The following is a 14261-nucleotide window of genomic DNA, read 5'->3' on the forward strand; positions in this document are numbered from 1 at the left end:
CTATTCCTTCTCATCCTCCGGATTGCCGAACTGCGCCTTGCCCTGAGCCGTCTTGCGGCGCAGGAAGCTGGCACTGGTCGACTCGGTGTCCGGACCCAGGTAGCCGCATTCTTCCTTTGCCGAAATCCGCGAATTCATCTTGCGGGCGGCATAAAGCGCTTCCTTCCGGAAGCGTGCAGTGTCCATCATGCCGGCTAGCTCCGCCATGCTCTCCAGCACCTCGATCACCCAGGGTTGCTCGGCAAAGCGCAGGCGAGCTTCGGCGAGCAGGCGCTCGACGGTGTTCCAGTCGCCGTATTCAGCGGCAGCGCGCGCCTGTTCGAGCAGCTTGCCGGCAGCCAGTTCGCACTGGCGCGCGACCACCAGCGGATCATTCGGCAGCGCGTCCCAGGCAGTCGCCGGCAGCGCGGTGAGAGTCAGCGTGGCGTCGGCAAAGAATAACGGTTCATCCTCGGGTGCCGAGGCGGTGACGGTCGCTTGCAGCAACTGCCGGGCGTCCTCGGTGGCGAACGCCGGCGGCAGATCCAGTTCGACCAGTGCCCAGGCTTCGGCGCCGAAGGCAATGTCGGGCAGATGGATCACCGGCAAGTCCGCATGGCCTTCGCGTCGATAATCGTTGAGCAGGCGGATGCGGACGTGTGGCGGTGCCGCCAGCGACAGGCGGACATGGCGGGCGCAGAGGGCCGAGATCAGGTCGAACTCCTCGGCGAAAGGCTCGAAAAGATCGGCAGCGGTATCCCCGTAGTAATGGTTGCCGCCGCCTCGTTTGGCCATCTCGACCATCAATTCCTCGTTGAAGTGGGGTCCGAGACCATAGGTCGAGGTGGTGACGCCACGTTCGGCGGCCTGCGCGCAGCAGGCGGCGATCGCCGTGGTGTTCGTGATCTCGCCGACATTGGCGTTGCCGTCCGAAAGGAGGACGACGCGTGCCAGTGCTGCCTGCACGGCGGTCGGCAGCAGGCCATCGGCGCCGGCCTGCCAGCCGCCGTGCAGGTTGGTCGAGCCGCCGCCATGAATCTGCAGCAGGGCCAGGTGCAGTGCCTGGCGGTCACCAACCGGGTGGGTCGGAACGAGGGTCTGCACGCGGTCGTCGAAGATGACCAGCGAGGCCAGGTCTGTGGGCGCGAGCTGGTTGATGATGTGCCTGGTGCAGCGAACGGCTTCAACCAGCGGCGGACCGAACATCGAGCCGGAACGGTCGATGACCAGGGCGAGGTGGTAAGGCTTGCGTGCTTTTCCCTGCGTCGGCGCGGCATCGGGCGCCTGCACGCGGATCAGGACCGGAAGCCTCTGGGAGACGCCGGCGATGACTGCCGGCTTGAGCGGCTGGATGAGGATACGGGGTTGGTGATGGGGCATCGGGTCTCCTGTTCGTCCGGCACCATTGCCGGCAGATGTCTGCAGGATAGCGACCGTCGAGCTCACAGGATGCGCCACCGGGCGCAGCGGTGATGAATCAGTGCAGGCGTTCGAGCAATCCGGCGGCGGACTTCTGGTGCAGGATCAGCACCAGCTTCATCGAACTGCGCGTGGCGCCGACGAAGAGCTTGCGCACCGCCTGATCGTCGAGCACTGCGAAATCGATCTCGGTGAAAATGACCGCCGGGGCGGCCTGGCCCTTGAAGCGGTACACCGATTCGACCAGCACGTCGCCCTGGCTATAGACCGGTTGTCCGAACAGGTCGTACGCGCCGGTGAAGTGGCGCAGGCTGGTCTGGCCGAGAGCGTCAAGCGCCAGCAAGTGCGACTGCGCGCGGCCGTGGTAGCTGATGATGGCGAGGTCGTGCTTCTTGAAGCCGGCGGAGTAGCAGAGCCGGATGGCCTCCTTGACGCGGGCGAACAGGCCCTGGGTGTCGGCATAGTCAAGGATCTCGATTTCGTCGGCGGCGATCGGCGAGGCCGCCTCGATGTCGAGGTCGCCGGGCAGCAGGCGGCGCAGCAATTCGACGATCGGTCGCGGGCTGCGGTAATTGCTCTGCGTGCGCAGCGTCACCCAGCCGGGCAGCGGTGTCGGCGGGCGTCCGTAGAGGTTCTGCAGCGGGTCTTCGAGCCACAGGATGCGCGCTTCCGGGCGCGCATGGCGGAAGATGAAGTCGCGCCAGGGCTCGGAGATGTCCTGGCCTTCGTCGACGATCAGGGTGTCGAACAGGAAGGCGTCGCTCACCGCCAGTTCGGCGGCTCTTTTCTGCAGGCGCTCGAAGGCGTCGGGCAAGGTGAAGTCGGGTGTCTCGCCGGCCTGGCGCAGGCGCTGGTCGCAGAGCTGGTGATAGGTGCAGGCCATGCCGCCGGCCGGTGCGATGCGCCTGAAGTGGTCGGCCAGCGGGCGGTTGAAGCAGACATAGAGCGGCCGCTGGCCGGCTTCGACGGTGGCGCGGAATTCGGCCAGGGCGAGTTGCGTCTTGCCCGATCCGGCGGTGCCGGTGACGCGCAGGCGGAAGGGCTCGAATTCGAGCCGCCGCGCCCACTGCGCCAGGCCGCCGGAAACCCGGGTGACGACCTCGCGGGCATGCCCCATCAGCGCGCTGACGTCGGTATCGAGCTGGATCAGGTTGCGCAGGAAAGCATGCACTTTGGTGGTGGCCGGCGTTTTCTCGCGTGCCGGCAGCAGGCGCTGGACGATCTGGCAGAGCTGGCCACGGCGGTTGGCATCGACGATGCGTTCGGGGACCAGGCCCGCGGTTTCCGGGTTCCTGACCGTATAGTCCGGACAATAGAGGAGGGCGTCGGTGTGTACCGAGGGAATATCGCCGCGGACAGCGAGCTTGCCGCGCAGGTGGCTGACCATGCGCGAGATCTGCACCGGCACGCTCTTCGACTTGCCCGGATACTGCTTGACCAGGCCGGCGGCCGTTTCGTCGAGAAATCCGCACTTCTGCTCGATGAGCAGCAGGTCGCCGGCCAGATTGACCACCGCAAAATCGATCTCGCCGTAGATGGCAAAGTGTCCGTCGATGCCGGTCCAGTGCACCGCATGGTAGACGGTGTAGTCGTCGGGCAGGCCGTCGGCGAGCACGGCGAGGGTTTCGATCTCGCGTTGCGCGGCGCCGGTGACGGAGAGTTCGCGCCAGCCGTCGGGAATGATGCGGGCCATCGGGGATCTCCTGATCAGGCGGGTTCGCCTGTACAGGATAGTACCGGAGCTTGCCTGCTTCCGTCAGGCACCACTTACCCCCGTGGCACAAGAGGCGTGGGGGTGCCGGTGTCAATCGGCGTGGAATGCACGGGTGATCCATGGATTTCGAGCCTCCCGCGGGGTTCAGAGCCCCAGAGGCGGATTTCCTGTGATCAAAAATCCGGGGCCACCTCTGCCGGTTGCTGGCGGGTTGTCAAGAGAAGGTTTGGTGTGTCAAGCTACGCCACATGGGCACGGTCACTTTCGACACCCAAGAACCTGGCCAGGAGCTGCGCGCGGCAGGCATGCCCGCAGAACAAGCCGATGCGGTGGTGCGGACCATTGTCAAGTCGCATACCGGGTTGTCCACCAAGCACGACATCGAGCGCCTGGAAATGCGAATGGAGAACAGGTTTGCCTTGGTGGATGCCAAGTTCGGCAAGCTCACCTGGATGATGGGCATCCCGATCGCCATCGCCCTGGCCAACTTCGCCAAACAGTTCTTCTGAGCGACTTGAAAACTCCCCTGCGCCATCTGCTGCGCCGCACCATTCGCCTGCTGGGAGCGATTTTTTCGCGAGGGAAGTCTTCTTGGCTGTGAGCCTAACCTGATGACATTGTTTTCATCGTTCGGTGCGAACCCCCTCCCGCATTCCACGAATGCACAGCGGCCGGAGAGGGAACGCTGGGGCTCTTTTCGTAATCGCATCAACTGGTCAGCGGACAGCGCCAGGATCCCGAACATCAGGTGGGCCATCACTTTGGTATCGCCCCGGACTCTGAGGGTCTTGCCGCCGAATTCGTCCTTGAGCCGCGCGTTGCTGCGCTCGGCGGCGGTCCGCTCGTTATCGCGGACCGCCGCCGCCGGGGAGAATTCGATCTTCGTGCCACGGCGTGGATTTGTGTATAAGGATATGACTTTACAGGGCATCGGCCATTGCGGAGTGTTACGTTTGTGTTGACCCGGCAGTTTCTCGATGTCCGCCTGCCCATGCTCACTTTCGACCCATTGGCGTCGGCCATGAGACTTTGGAGCAACCCTTCACCGTTCGCGCGGGAGAATCGAAAGCGGCCGCCCGACAATGCTGGCTTCAAATTCACTCATGAGTAACAGGGGCATAGCGTCCATGGGCATTTATAGCAATGAAGAAACGAATTTGGGCGGAGCGGCAATTGGCCGTGTGGTTTTCATCCCGGTTCATAAAATCGGATAGAATTTCGCCCTGCCTCCTTGGCTTCGTACATGGCGATATCGCCCCATTTCAATAGGTCATGTTGGCTGGCAGTATGATTGAGAAACAACACCACGCCGATACTTGCTGTGCAATGATGTTCGACCGTCGTTTCTGCCTTGCCTTCAAGCTGATATTTGAGCAGATATTTCTTGTTCAGGATGGTGCGAACTTTTTCAGCGAGAAGGTTCGCGTGTTTATTCGATTCTCTTCTATCCACATCCAGTTCGTTGAGGATCACGGCAAACTCATCCCCACCGAAACGCGCGACGGTATCGACCGCGCGTAAACAGCTGGAAATGCGTTGTGCCGTCTCGATCAGCAACAGATCGCCCACGTTATGCCCGTGTAAATCATTGACGGTTTTAAAGTTGTCCAGATCCAGAAACATTAACGCGCTATACCGACGACTTCGCTTTCCGTTGGCCATCGTAAAGTCCAGCCGGTCGTTGAACAGGCGACGATTGGGCAGGTGCGTCAGTGCGTCATGCGACGCCAGATTGAGAATTTGTTGCTCCGCCTGCTTGCGCTCCGTAATGTCGCGCACGGCGGCGAACACGCCCTGAAGTCGCCGGTCGCGGTCATAAAGGGTTCTCGCGTTATACGACACCGGCGTTTCCTTGCCGTCCCGGTCACGTGCGGTGAGCTCGTAGTTGGCGAGTTTTTTTTCGCTCAGTACCTGTTTGATGCCGGCCTCGGCCCGCTCCGGATCGGTGAAGTAATTCTTGAAGGGTGCGCCGATCAACTCGTCGCGCGTACAACCGGTAAGTTCCTCCATCTGTTTATTGACGTCAGTGATAATTCCAGAGGGATCGGTTGCCATCAACGCATCGATGTTCGACTCAAACAGGGAGCGGGTATAGAAATGATGGTCACGCAGGCGTTGACCGAGTTGCTTCTGCTCGGCTTCAAGCAGCTTCTGTTCCGCTTCGATCCGTTTGCGAGCGGTATTGTCGGTACCGATCAGCAGGTAGCCGATGATGTCATCTTGTGCGTCACGCAGAGCAGTGACCGAGACCACCGCAGGGAAGCGGCTGCCATCCTTGCGGATATAGGTCAGCTCGTAGATGTCCTCAATGCCTCGAGATGCCTTGAAAACCAGGGCTTCAAAACCGGGGGCGATCTGGGTAAGGAGTTCAGTGCTCAAGGCTTTGGCCCTTGCTATCAGTTCATCCGGATCGGAAATGTCAGCGGGCGTGATCTTGTTCATCACATCAGCGGCCTCGTAGCCCAGCATGCGTTCGGCGCCGACGTTAAAGATCTGAATCACACCCCGCGCGTCTGTCGCAATACTTGAGAAGTTCGCGCTGTTGAAAATCGCGCTTTGCAAGGCTCCTGCCTTGAGCAGCGCTTCTTCGGCCTGTTTTCGCGCGGTATTGTCAGTGCCGATCAGCAGGTAGCCGATGATGTCATCTTGAGCGTCGCGCAAGGCGGTAACTGAAACCACCGCCGGGAAGCGACTGCCATCCTTGCGGATGTAGGTCAGCTCGTAGATGTCCTCAATACCCCGTGATGCCTTGAACACCAATGCCTCGAAACCAGGTGCAATTGGTGTTTCGAGTTCAACGCTCAAGGATTCGGCACGTGCAATCACTTCTTGCGGGTCGGAAATGTCGGCAGGAGTGATCTTGTTCGTCACTTCATCAGCCGTATAGCCCAGCATACGTTCGGCACCCACGTTGAAAATCTGGATGACGCCCTTGGCATCCGTAGCGATACTGGAGAAATTGGCGCTATTGAAAATCGCGCTTTGCAGCGCTCCGGTGTTAATCAAAGGACCTTGGTGCTGCACATCGGGAAAGCCGTCCGATTTGCCAATGTCGTCAACGGTGGCGGTGTTGCATTCTTTTCCGATCATAATATATTTCCTCAATAGTTTATTTTGAGTAGATGATGCTCTGGCCGGATTATCATCGGACTTATGCGGCCTTGCTGAGTCTGAACAAAAATCTCTCCACACAAATGACCTTTTATATTGAGCCACTTGCAAAACTCTCCTGCGCCATCTGCTGCGCCGCACCATTCGCCTGCTGGGAGCGATTTTTTCGCGAGGGAAGTCTTCTTGGCTGAGAGCCTGACCATGATGACATGGTTTTCATCGTTCGGTGCGAACCCCCTCCCGCATTCCACGAATGCACAGCGGCCGGAGTGGGAACGCTGGGGGTCATTGTCGTAATCGCATCAACTGATCAGCGGACAGCGCCAGGATGCCGAACATCAGGTGGGCCATCACTTTGGTATCGCCCCGGACTCTGAGGTTCTTGCCGCCGAATTCGTCCTTGAGCCGCGCGTTGCTGCGCTCGGCGGCGGTCCGCTCGTTATCGCGGATCGCCTCAGCCGGGGAGAATTCGATCTTCGTGCCACGGCGTGGATTGTGATCGATCAGGGGCACATGGCCGAGACTCCGGCTGTGGTCACGCAACTCGCTAACCGTAGCATGCCAGAAGTGGCCGCCCGCACCCTCAGATCTCGCCCTCAGCCGCGAAAAATCAGCCTTGCAGGGCGTGTTTTGCAAGGGGCTCTTCTGAGCGACCTTTCAGGTCACCCGCTCCCGGATCTCGTTGAGCTTGTCGATCTGCGCCTCCGTCAGGCAGGCGACGCGCGACTTTCCGGCCAGTCGGGAAGGCGTAGCGCCAGGGCCGCGTGTTCGGGCGTCGTGCCATGCTCGACGACGCCGAGCAGCGGCGCCGGCAGCCGCGCCTGCAGGGCCGCCAGGTTCTCGGGGAAGCGGGACATCGCCGGATCGATGCGGTTGGCCACCCAGCCAGCCAGTGGCAGGCCGCGGGCGGCGATCGCCTGTTCGGTCAGCAGCGCATGGTTGATGCAGCCCAGGCGCATGCCGACGACCAGGATCACCGGCAGGGCCAGCAGCGACGCCAGGTCGGCGGTGTCGCGGGTGTCGCCGAGCGGCACGCAGAAACCGCCGACGCCTTCGACCAGGACGACGTCGGCCATCGTCAGCAGCGTGGCCAGCGCGGCGGCGATCTGCGGCAGGTCGATGCGCCGTCCTTCTTCCGCGGCGGCGATGTGCGGTGCAATCGCGGCGCGGAAACCGTAGGGATTGACCAGGTTCCGTGCCGGCTGCATCGACGACGCCGCGAGCAGGCGCTCGACGTCCTCGTTGTGGCCGTGTCCATCAAAACCGGCGGCGACCGGTTTCATCGCCACAGCCGTCACGCCGGTCCGCCGCAAGGCGTGCAGCAGCGCGCAGGCGACGAAAGTCTTGCCGATTTCGGTATCGGTGCCGGTGATGAACCAGCCGCGTGGATCGTTCATTTTCGGGCGTAGGCGAGAATCACGTCGTAACGGGCGGGCAGCCCGGCCGGTGTGCGGTGCCGTTCGTAAGCCGCCTGCACGCGCTGCCACGCCGCGCGCCCGAGCAGGCCGCTGCGTGCGCCCTCACCGACCGCGTTGGCGCCGATCGCCTTCACCGCGCGCAGCAGCGACTTGAGATCGGGGTAGGGCAGGCTGATCGTCTGGCGAATCAGCCTGATCTCGGCGAAGCCGGCGTCGCGCAGCGCCTGGGCAATCGTTGCCGGTGCGCTGAACGATAGCGTGTGGCGGTGGCGATCGATACCCGTGAAGGCCTCGCGCAGTTCCTGGAAGGTTTCCGGGCCGAGCGTACTCAGCGCCAGTTGTCCGCCAGGACGCAGGACGCGACGCGCTTCACGGCACACCTTGTCGACATCGCACCACTGTACCGTGAGGTTTGACCACCAGGTGGTGAAGCACGCGTCCTGGCAGGGTAGCGCCTCGATGTTGGCCGCCAGGCAGAAGTCGGCATCCGGGCGTGCCAGCGCGAGCATGGCCGGAGCGAAGTCGACCGCGGTGAGCTCTGCCGTCGGCCAGCGGCGATGCAGAATCTGGAGTCCATGGCCGGTACCGCAGCCGGCGTCGAGGATGCTGGCCGGTTCGGGATCGGCGGCGAATTCGCGCAGCAGGTCGTCGCCGACCTGCCGCTGCAGTACCGCCGCCTGGTCATAGGAGGCCGCGGCGCGATCGAAGGATTCGCGCACACGCTGCCTAGCTGTTGGTGTGGGCATCACGGGAAGTCGTCGAGCAGTTGGATGAAGCGCTGCGGGTCGGCAAGGAACGGCGCGTGTCCGGCTCCAGCGAACACCTCCAGGCGGGCATCGGGCAGGAGTCCCGCCAAGCGCCGGGCGGCGGCCAGCGGGTTCAGGGCGTCATTTTCGCCGTGGATCAGCAGACTGCGGGTCGTCAGTGCCGGCAGCAGGGCACGCAAGTCGACCTCGCGCAGCCAGTGCAGGCCGCGGCTCAGCACCTTGCTGGCCGGAACAGGGGCGTTGCGCAGGCCGGCACGCAGCGTACGCGTCAGCGATCGTGCCTGGTGGTCGCCCTGGCAGAGCAGGGCCACGAAGCGCTGCAAGGTCTGCTCCGGCTGACGCGTGATGCTGTCCGAAAAACTGTCGAGCAGGGCCGGCGCCTGTGCTTCCGGCCAACCGCTGCGCTGCGTGAAACTGGCGGTGGCGCCGACCAGCACCAGACCGGTCACACGTTGCGGCGCGAGTAACGCGGCGCGCATCGCCAGCATGGCGCCGAGCGACCAGCCACAGAGGGTGATGGGATGCGGCAGGGCGTCGACCACGGTTTGAGCCGTTTCGTCGAACGCGGCATCGTCGTCGGGCGACTGGCCGTAGCCGGGCAAATCGACCAGGTGCACGCGGTAGCGTCGTGACAGGGGTTCCACCACTGGCTGCCAGACGGCGCTGCCCAGGCCCCAGCCATGCATCAGGGCGAGGTGCCGGACGCTGTCGACACCGCTGATCACGCCAGCTCCCGCAAGGCATCCACCAGGCGGGCCAACTGCGCTTCGCTGTGCGCCGCGGTCAGCGATACCCGCAGACGTGCGCTGCCCCTGGGCACGGTCGGCGGCCGGATGGCCGGTACCCACAGGCCGCGTTCGTAGAGCGCGCCGGCGATGCGCAGGGCTTCGTGGTTGTCGCCGATGATCACCGGCTGAATGGCCGTCGGTGACGGCAGCAGGCGCCAGCGCGTAGCGGCGAGGCCATCGCGCAATTGGGCGATGAGTTGCATCAGATGCTGGCGACGCGCGTCGCCATGCGTGATCAGGTCAAGACTGGCGGCGAGAGCGCAGGCGATCAGCGGGCTGCCGGCGGTGGTGAAGATATAGGTGCGTGCGCGCTGCGCCAGCCATTCGATGACCGTTTCGTCACCGGCGACGAAAGCGCCGGCCGCGCCGGCCGCCTTGCCGAGCGTACCCATGTAGACCAGGCGCCGGCTGTGCGGCAGATGGAAGTGCGCGAGGCTGCCGCGGCCCTGCGGGCCGAGCACGCCGAATCCGTGCGCGTCGTCGATGACCAGCCAGGCGTCGAAGCGTTCGGCGAGCGCCAGCAGGCCGGGCAGGGGGGCGAGGTCGCCGTCCATGCTGAATACCGCGTCGCTGAGGATCAACTTGCGTCTGGCGGGGCTGGCGGCAAGCAGTTGTTCGAGAGCCGCCAGATCACCGTGCGGATAACGATGGCTGTCGGCGCGCGCGAGTTGCACGGCGTCGATCAGGGAAGCGTGGTTGAGCCGGTCGGCGAAGACGGCGTCGCCGCGCCCGACCAGCGCCGGAACGATACCCAGATTGGCCATGTAGCCGGTGGAAAAGAGCAGTGCACGCGCAAAGCCGGTGAACGCCGCGAGTTTCTCCTCGAGCGTGGCGTGCGCGGCGAAGTGGCCGCTGACCAGATGCGAGGCGCCGCTGCCGACGCCCCAGGTCCTGGCGCCGGCGCAGGCGGCTGCGACCAGGGCCGGGTCATTGGCCAGACCAAGGTAGTCGTTGCTGCAGAAGCTGATCAGCGTCCGGCCTGCGACCTGCGCAACGGGTCCGCAAGGGCTTTCGAGGGTGCGGCGGTTGCGCTTCAGGCCGTCGCGCTGCAGGGCGTCGAGTGCGCTTTGCAGTTCGTCCCAGATCATGTGTGCAGCGCGGCGTCCAGGGCGGCGGTGGCGCGCGTCACGAGAAATTCGCACTCGGCGGCGCTGATCGCGTACGGTGGCATGAAATAGACGGTGTTGCCGATCGGCCGCAGCAGGATTTCGTGCGCCAGGGCCTGCCGGTAGAAGCGCTGCGAGAACTGGGGGTCGTCGCTGACTACGTCGAAGGCCGCGATCATGCCGCGCTGGCGCAGGTGCCGGACTTGCGGGTGCGTCGCCAAAGGCCGCAGGCAGTTGCCGAGGTGCTCGGCGAGGATGCGGTTGGCGTCGATGACCTGGTCGTCGGCGAAGATGTCGAGCGTCGCCAGGGCCGCGCGACAGGCCAGCGCGTTGCCGGTGTAGGAGTGCGAGTGCAGGAAGCCGCGGCTGGTGGCCGGGTCGTAAAAATCCGCGTACACTGCCGCGGTGGTCATCACGATCGACAGCGGCAGGTAGCCGCCGGAGATGCCCTTGGACAGGCAGAGGAAGTCCGGGCGGATGCCGGCCTGTTCGTGGGCAAAGAAGGTGCCGGTCCGACCGCAGCCGACGGCGATCTCGTCACAGATCAGATGCACCTCGTAGCGGTCGCACAACGCGCGGGCGAGGCGCAGGTATTCCGGGTCGTACATCGCCATGCCGCTGGCGCACTGGATCAAGGGCTCGACGATCAGCGCCGCGATGCGCTGATGATGCCCTTCGAGATGGCGTTCGAGGGCGGCCGCCGCGCGGCGGGCGACGTCGACGGCCGTTTCGCCGGCTTCGGCGAGGCGTGCGTCCGGCGTCGGAACGGTGCACGCCGGGCGGATCAGCGCCGCGTAGGCGTCCTTGAACAGCGCGACGTCGGTGACCGCCAGGGCGCCGACGGTTTCTCCGTGATAGCTTCCGGCCAGGCACAGGAATTCCTGCTTGTCGGTGCGGCCACGGTTTTGCCACGAGTGGAACGACATCTTGAGGGCGATTTCGGTCGCCGACGCGCCGTCGGAGGCGTAGAAGCAGTGCCCCAGCGCGCCGCCGGTCAACGCCGACAAACGCTCGGACAGTTCGATCACCGGCCGATGCGTGAAACCGGCGAGGATGACGTGCTCCAGTTCTTCAAGTTGCTCGCGCAGCGCGGCATTGATCCGCGGATGGCAGTGGCCGAAGAGGTTGACCCACCACGAGCTGATGCCGTCCAGGTAGCGCCGGCCATCGAAATCATACAACCAGACGCCGGCGCCCCTGGCGATCGGCACCATCGGCAAGGCATCGGCCGCCGCCGCATGCTGCTGCATCTGCGTGCAGGGATGCCAGACGGCGTTGAGGCTGCGCTGCAGCAGATCGCTGTTGTTCATCGCGCCCGATTCAATGCAGCGTTTGTGAAGGGGCGTTGTTCTGCTCCGGCATCTCGGCGTGTACCGTATCGCCTTCGATATTGGGGTAGAGCGGTGCGCCGCAGTCGTCACAGAACTCGTAGGGGAACTGCTGGTCGAGCACCACCACCTCCTTGAGACCGGACTTGCGCAGCGCGGCTTCGATTTCGGCGGCGACATCGCTGGTTTCGTCTTCGATGCCCAGCAGGGGCCAGACCACCCCGTGATAGATCATCTCGCTGTCGTGCGGGCCGAAACCGACGCGGTATTCTTCCAGCCGCTTGTCGTGGAAGCCGCCGATCACCGCGCGCAGGCTTTCGGCGGGTTGGCCGAGGGTGCTTTGCAGAAACGCCACCGACGCGTTCAGCGAGTAGGGACGCGAGGCGCTGTCGGCCGCGCGGCAGGCCGCATGGTAGGCGTCGGCCAGCAGCGGTTGATAGGCGCAACCGGTGAGCAGGGGTTCGAGGCAGGGGCCGCCCTGTCGGGTCCACTCCTTGAGGGATGCTTCACGGGTGATCTTGTCGGCCTCGTTCCAGCGAAAAATGGGTGTGCCGCGCGGAATGGCCAGTGCCCCGACCACATAGCGGGTATCCGAGAGAAAGCGGTTGGTTTCGGGCATCGAGGACGCGTCAATGGTCAGATCGCTGCTCGCCAGCGCCGCTTTTCCAAGCTGTTGCAGCAACTGCCAGGTCTCGACAAAACTGTGCGGCAGTTGATCCGGGCTGTACAGATAGTCGGCGAGCGCCACGCGGCTGCCGGCGGCGAAGACGTGTGCGCAGAGATGGACTTTCAGCGTCTGCAGGGTGCCCTTCGGGATCGCCGTGGCCGGGATCGAAAAGCGCGACCAGGCGAGTACCGGCGCTGCAAACAGCAGGATGTCGAGCGCGTGGCCGCGATCGGTCATCACGCACGACTCGGCTTGCGACTCGATGATGTCCGCGAGATCGTCATGGGCCATCGGATGGGCGTCGAAGAGGCGGTCCAGCGAGCCGGTGAAGTCATCCTCCGAGCCTTCCTGGAACAACCGGTCCACCAGTTCGGCGAGGCGGTTCTGCCAGAACAGATCCTCAAGCTTGCTACCGGATTCGGCAAGGCCGATGGCCAGTCGGCTGAGCTCGGTGGCGTCGGCCGAAATGCGCTTGCGGGATGAGAAGCGGTTGCGTTTCATGGTCTGGAGCCTGGAAGACGGTCAATCCGTCATTGTACCAAGCTGGCGAGCCTGACGTTGGCGCGCATGCATCTTCTTGCCTGTGCCGGCTGTCGTGGCAGGGTCGCGGCGATTCCCCGCAGCAGACCGACCTGTGCGGGCCTGGTCTAGGCCGACGGCGGGGTTGCGCCCATGCCCGGCCGGCGCAGGGTGGCGATCCAGGCCTTCTGGCAGAGGCTGTGCTGCTGTTGCTCCAGATACTCGCGAATGGTGTTGCGAGCCTCCGCGAAGCTCAGCAGCCGCTCGCGATGGATGGCTTCGCAGTAGAGCAGGTGGTAACCGAGTTCGCTCTCGACCACGTCGGAGAGCATGGCGGCGTCGAGGGCGAATGCAGCGGCTTCGAGTTGCGGGTAGAGCTGGCCGCGCGGCACCGTGCCGAGCAGGCCGCCGTTGATCGCGGTGGGACATTCCGAATGCTTCAGCGCCTGTTCCGCGAAGCGCTGCGGTTCCCTGAGCAGGCGCGTGCGGATGGCCTCGATCCTGACGTGGGCGGACTGCCGGTCGTTGCCCGCCAGTTGCTCGTTGATGGTTATCAGGATGTGCCGCAGCGCGCGCGTTTCGGCGCGTCGAAATCGATCCTTGTGCAGGTACCAGAAGATCTCGACATCGATCTCGCTGACCGCCGCCGCCTGCGCCGCGACCCTTTCCAGTACCGCTTCGACGACCATGTCGCGGGCGACGGCCTGGCGCAGGGAGTGGGCGTCGAGACCGATGCGTTCGAGGTCGGTCTGGTACTCGTGGTCGTTGCCGTAGCGGCCGCGGATCTCGGTCAGGCTGGCATCGATCGAGTTTTCCGGCAGGATCACACTGGCGGCTTCCGGTGTTGCCAGGATCAGGGTCTCGATCGCGGATTGTCTGGCGGCGACCCGGTTTACCCTGTGCAACTCGTCGGGCGCCAGCGATTCCAGGGGTTTGCCGAACAGTTTCGCGGCCAGCTTGAGCGAGAGATAGACGTTGTCCGGTTCATCCATCGTCGCTCTCCCATAATCCGAGCGCGGCTTCCGGGACGAGCAAGGGATTCCCCGGCAGGCAGTCGAAGTGGGTGTGATAAACGACGCCCTGTGCCGCGGATCGGTCGACATCGAGAATCTCGCCACGGCTGCCCAGCGGTACCCGAATCTCCCCGCGGATGACCAGCGAGCGCGTCGCGCGTACCTTCTGGCGAACCTCGAAGCGGCTGTCGATCCAGGGTTCGTCGACCCCGATCAGCTCTTCCTCACGACAGCCGACCACGCGGCCCTCGTCGAGGAAGTGCACGGAGTAGATGATCTGGTCCTGCAGAAACGTGCCGACATCGCGAACATGCCCGACGCGACCGCGCCGAACCAGCAGATCGCCGGTTCTGGCGCCGGGGAAGGTGCCATCGTTGCGCACATTGCGGGTTACGCGCACCGCATCCCCGTAGTCCCAGCGCGGCAACACGG

General features: G+C 64.1%; 11 protein-coding genes and 3 pseudogenes. 1 reads left to right on the forward strand and 13 read right to left on the reverse strand.

The window, feature by feature from the left end; translation table 11 throughout:
* Positions 1–1359, reverse strand: coding sequence for a vWA domain-containing protein (locus AC15MQ_RS02520; protein WP_483079234.1), 1359 nt, complete (start codon positions 1357–1359; stop codon positions 1–3).
* A gap of 97 nt (positions 1360–1456) precedes the next feature.
* Complete coding sequence (locus AC15MQ_RS02525; RefSeq protein ID WP_483079235.1) at positions 1457–3091, reverse strand: ATP-binding domain-containing protein; 1635 nt, start codon at positions 3089–3091, stop codon at positions 1457–1459.
* Between the two features lie 269 nt (positions 3092–3360).
* Here AC15MQ_RS02525 and AC15MQ_RS02530 point away from each other — a divergent pair, with 269 nt between their 5' ends.
* The gene (locus tag AC15MQ_RS02530; protein ID WP_483079680.1) at positions 3361–3621 is read left to right on the forward strand and encodes a hypothetical protein; all 261 of its coding nucleotides are present in this window, start codon (positions 3361–3363) and stop codon (positions 3619–3621) included.
* A 185-nt stretch (positions 3622–3806) separates the two neighbouring features.
* Here AC15MQ_RS02530 and AC15MQ_RS02535 read toward each other — a convergent pair.
* From AC15MQ_RS02535 to AC15MQ_RS02585, 11 genes and pseudogenes are all read right to left on the reverse strand, one after another.
* A pseudogene (locus AC15MQ_RS02535) lies at positions 3807–4013 on the reverse strand (IS5/IS1182 family transposase); the annotation flags it as partial.
* Between the two features lie 317 nt (positions 4014–4330).
* Positions 4331–6202 (reverse strand): annotated as a pseudogene (locus AC15MQ_RS02540) (sensor domain-containing protein); the annotation flags it as partial.
* Between the two features lie 306 nt (positions 6203–6508).
* Positions 6509–6769: pseudogene (locus AC15MQ_RS02545) on the reverse strand (IS5/IS1182 family transposase); the annotation flags it as partial.
* Positions 6770–6930: 161 nt separating this feature from the next.
* The gene (bioD, locus tag AC15MQ_RS02550; RefSeq protein WP_483079236.1) at positions 6931–7620 is read right to left on the reverse strand and encodes a dethiobiotin synthase; all 690 of its coding nucleotides are present in this window, start codon (positions 7618–7620) and stop codon (positions 6931–6933) included.
* On the reverse strand, positions 7617–8387 hold the full coding sequence (bioC, locus tag AC15MQ_RS02555) for a malonyl-ACP O-methyltransferase BioC (RefSeq protein WP_287665267.1): 771 nt from the start codon (positions 8385–8387) through the stop codon (positions 7617–7619). The genes bioD and bioC overlap by 4 nt, the downstream gene beginning before the upstream one ends.
* Positions 8387–9133 carry a pimeloyl-ACP methyl ester esterase BioH gene (gene bioH / locus AC15MQ_RS02560; protein WP_483079237.1) on the reverse strand — a complete coding sequence of 249 codons (747 nt, stop codon included), beginning with the start codon at positions 9131–9133 and terminating at the stop codon, positions 8387–8389. The genes bioC and bioH overlap by 1 nt, the downstream gene beginning before the upstream one ends.
* Complete coding sequence (bioF, locus tag AC15MQ_RS02565; protein WP_483079238.1) at positions 9130–10284, reverse strand: 8-amino-7-oxononanoate synthase; 1155 nt, start codon at positions 10282–10284, stop codon at positions 9130–9132. Before bioF ends, bioH begins: the two co-directional genes overlap by 4 nt.
* The gene (locus AC15MQ_RS02570) at positions 10281–11612 is read right to left on the reverse strand and encodes an adenosylmethionine--8-amino-7-oxononanoate transaminase (RefSeq protein ID WP_483079239.1); all 1332 of its coding nucleotides are present in this window, start codon (positions 11610–11612) and stop codon (positions 10281–10283) included. The genes bioF and AC15MQ_RS02570 overlap by 4 nt, the downstream gene beginning before the upstream one ends.
* Positions 11613–11622: 10 nt before the next feature.
* Positions 11623–12798: a DUF2863 family protein gene (locus AC15MQ_RS02575; RefSeq protein ID WP_287665274.1), complete on the reverse strand. Its 1176-nt coding sequence runs from the start codon at positions 12796–12798 to the stop codon at positions 11623–11625.
* A gap of 146 nt (positions 12799–12944) precedes the next feature.
* Entirely contained in the window at positions 12945–13808 is an 864-nt protein-coding gene (gene nifM / locus AC15MQ_RS02580; protein ID WP_483079240.1) for a nitrogen fixation protein NifM, read from the reverse strand.
* The gene (locus AC15MQ_RS02585) at positions 13801–14259 is read right to left on the reverse strand and encodes a nitrogen fixation protein NifZ (protein ID WP_483079241.1); all 459 of its coding nucleotides are present in this window, start codon (positions 14257–14259) and stop codon (positions 13801–13803) included. Before AC15MQ_RS02585 ends, nifM begins: the two co-directional genes overlap by 8 nt.
* Between the last annotated feature and the right edge of the window lie 2 nt (positions 14260–14261).

Source organism: Candidatus Accumulibacter propinquus (assembly GCF_056856495.1).

Bases quoted from the DNA above. Each gene is read 5' to 3' on its own strand.
- AC15MQ_RS02520 (WP_483079234.1), bottom strand. From the start codon at position 1,359: ATGCCCCATCACCAACCCCGTATCCTCATCCAGCCGCTCAAGCCGGCA.
- AC15MQ_RS02525 (WP_483079235.1), bottom strand. From the start codon at position 3,091: ATGGCCCGCATCATTCCCGACGGCTGGCGCGAACTCTCCGTCACCGGC.
- AC15MQ_RS02530 (WP_483079680.1), top strand. From the start codon at position 3,361: ATGGGCACGGTCACTTTCGACACCCAAGAACCTGGCCAGGAGCTGCGC.
- bioD (WP_483079236.1), bottom strand. From the start codon at position 7,620: ATGAACGATCCACGCGGCTGGTTCATCACCGGCACCGATACCGAAATC.
- bioC (WP_287665267.1), bottom strand. From the start codon at position 8,387: ATGCCCACACCAACAGCTAGGCAGCGTGTGCGCGAATCCTTCGATCGC.
- bioF (WP_483079238.1), bottom strand. From the start codon at position 10,284: ATGATCTGGGACGAACTGCAAAGCGCACTCGACGCCCTGCAGCGCGAC.
- AC15MQ_RS02570 (WP_483079239.1), bottom strand. From the start codon at position 11,612: ATGAACAACAGCGATCTGCTGCAGCGCAGCCTCAACGCCGTCTGGCAT.
- AC15MQ_RS02575 (WP_287665274.1), bottom strand. From the start codon at position 12,798: ATGAAACGCAACCGCTTCTCATCCCGCAAGCGCATTTCGGCCGACGCC.
- nifM (WP_483079240.1), bottom strand. From the start codon at position 13,808: ATGGATGAACCGGACAACGTCTATCTCTCGCTCAAGCTGGCCGCGAAA.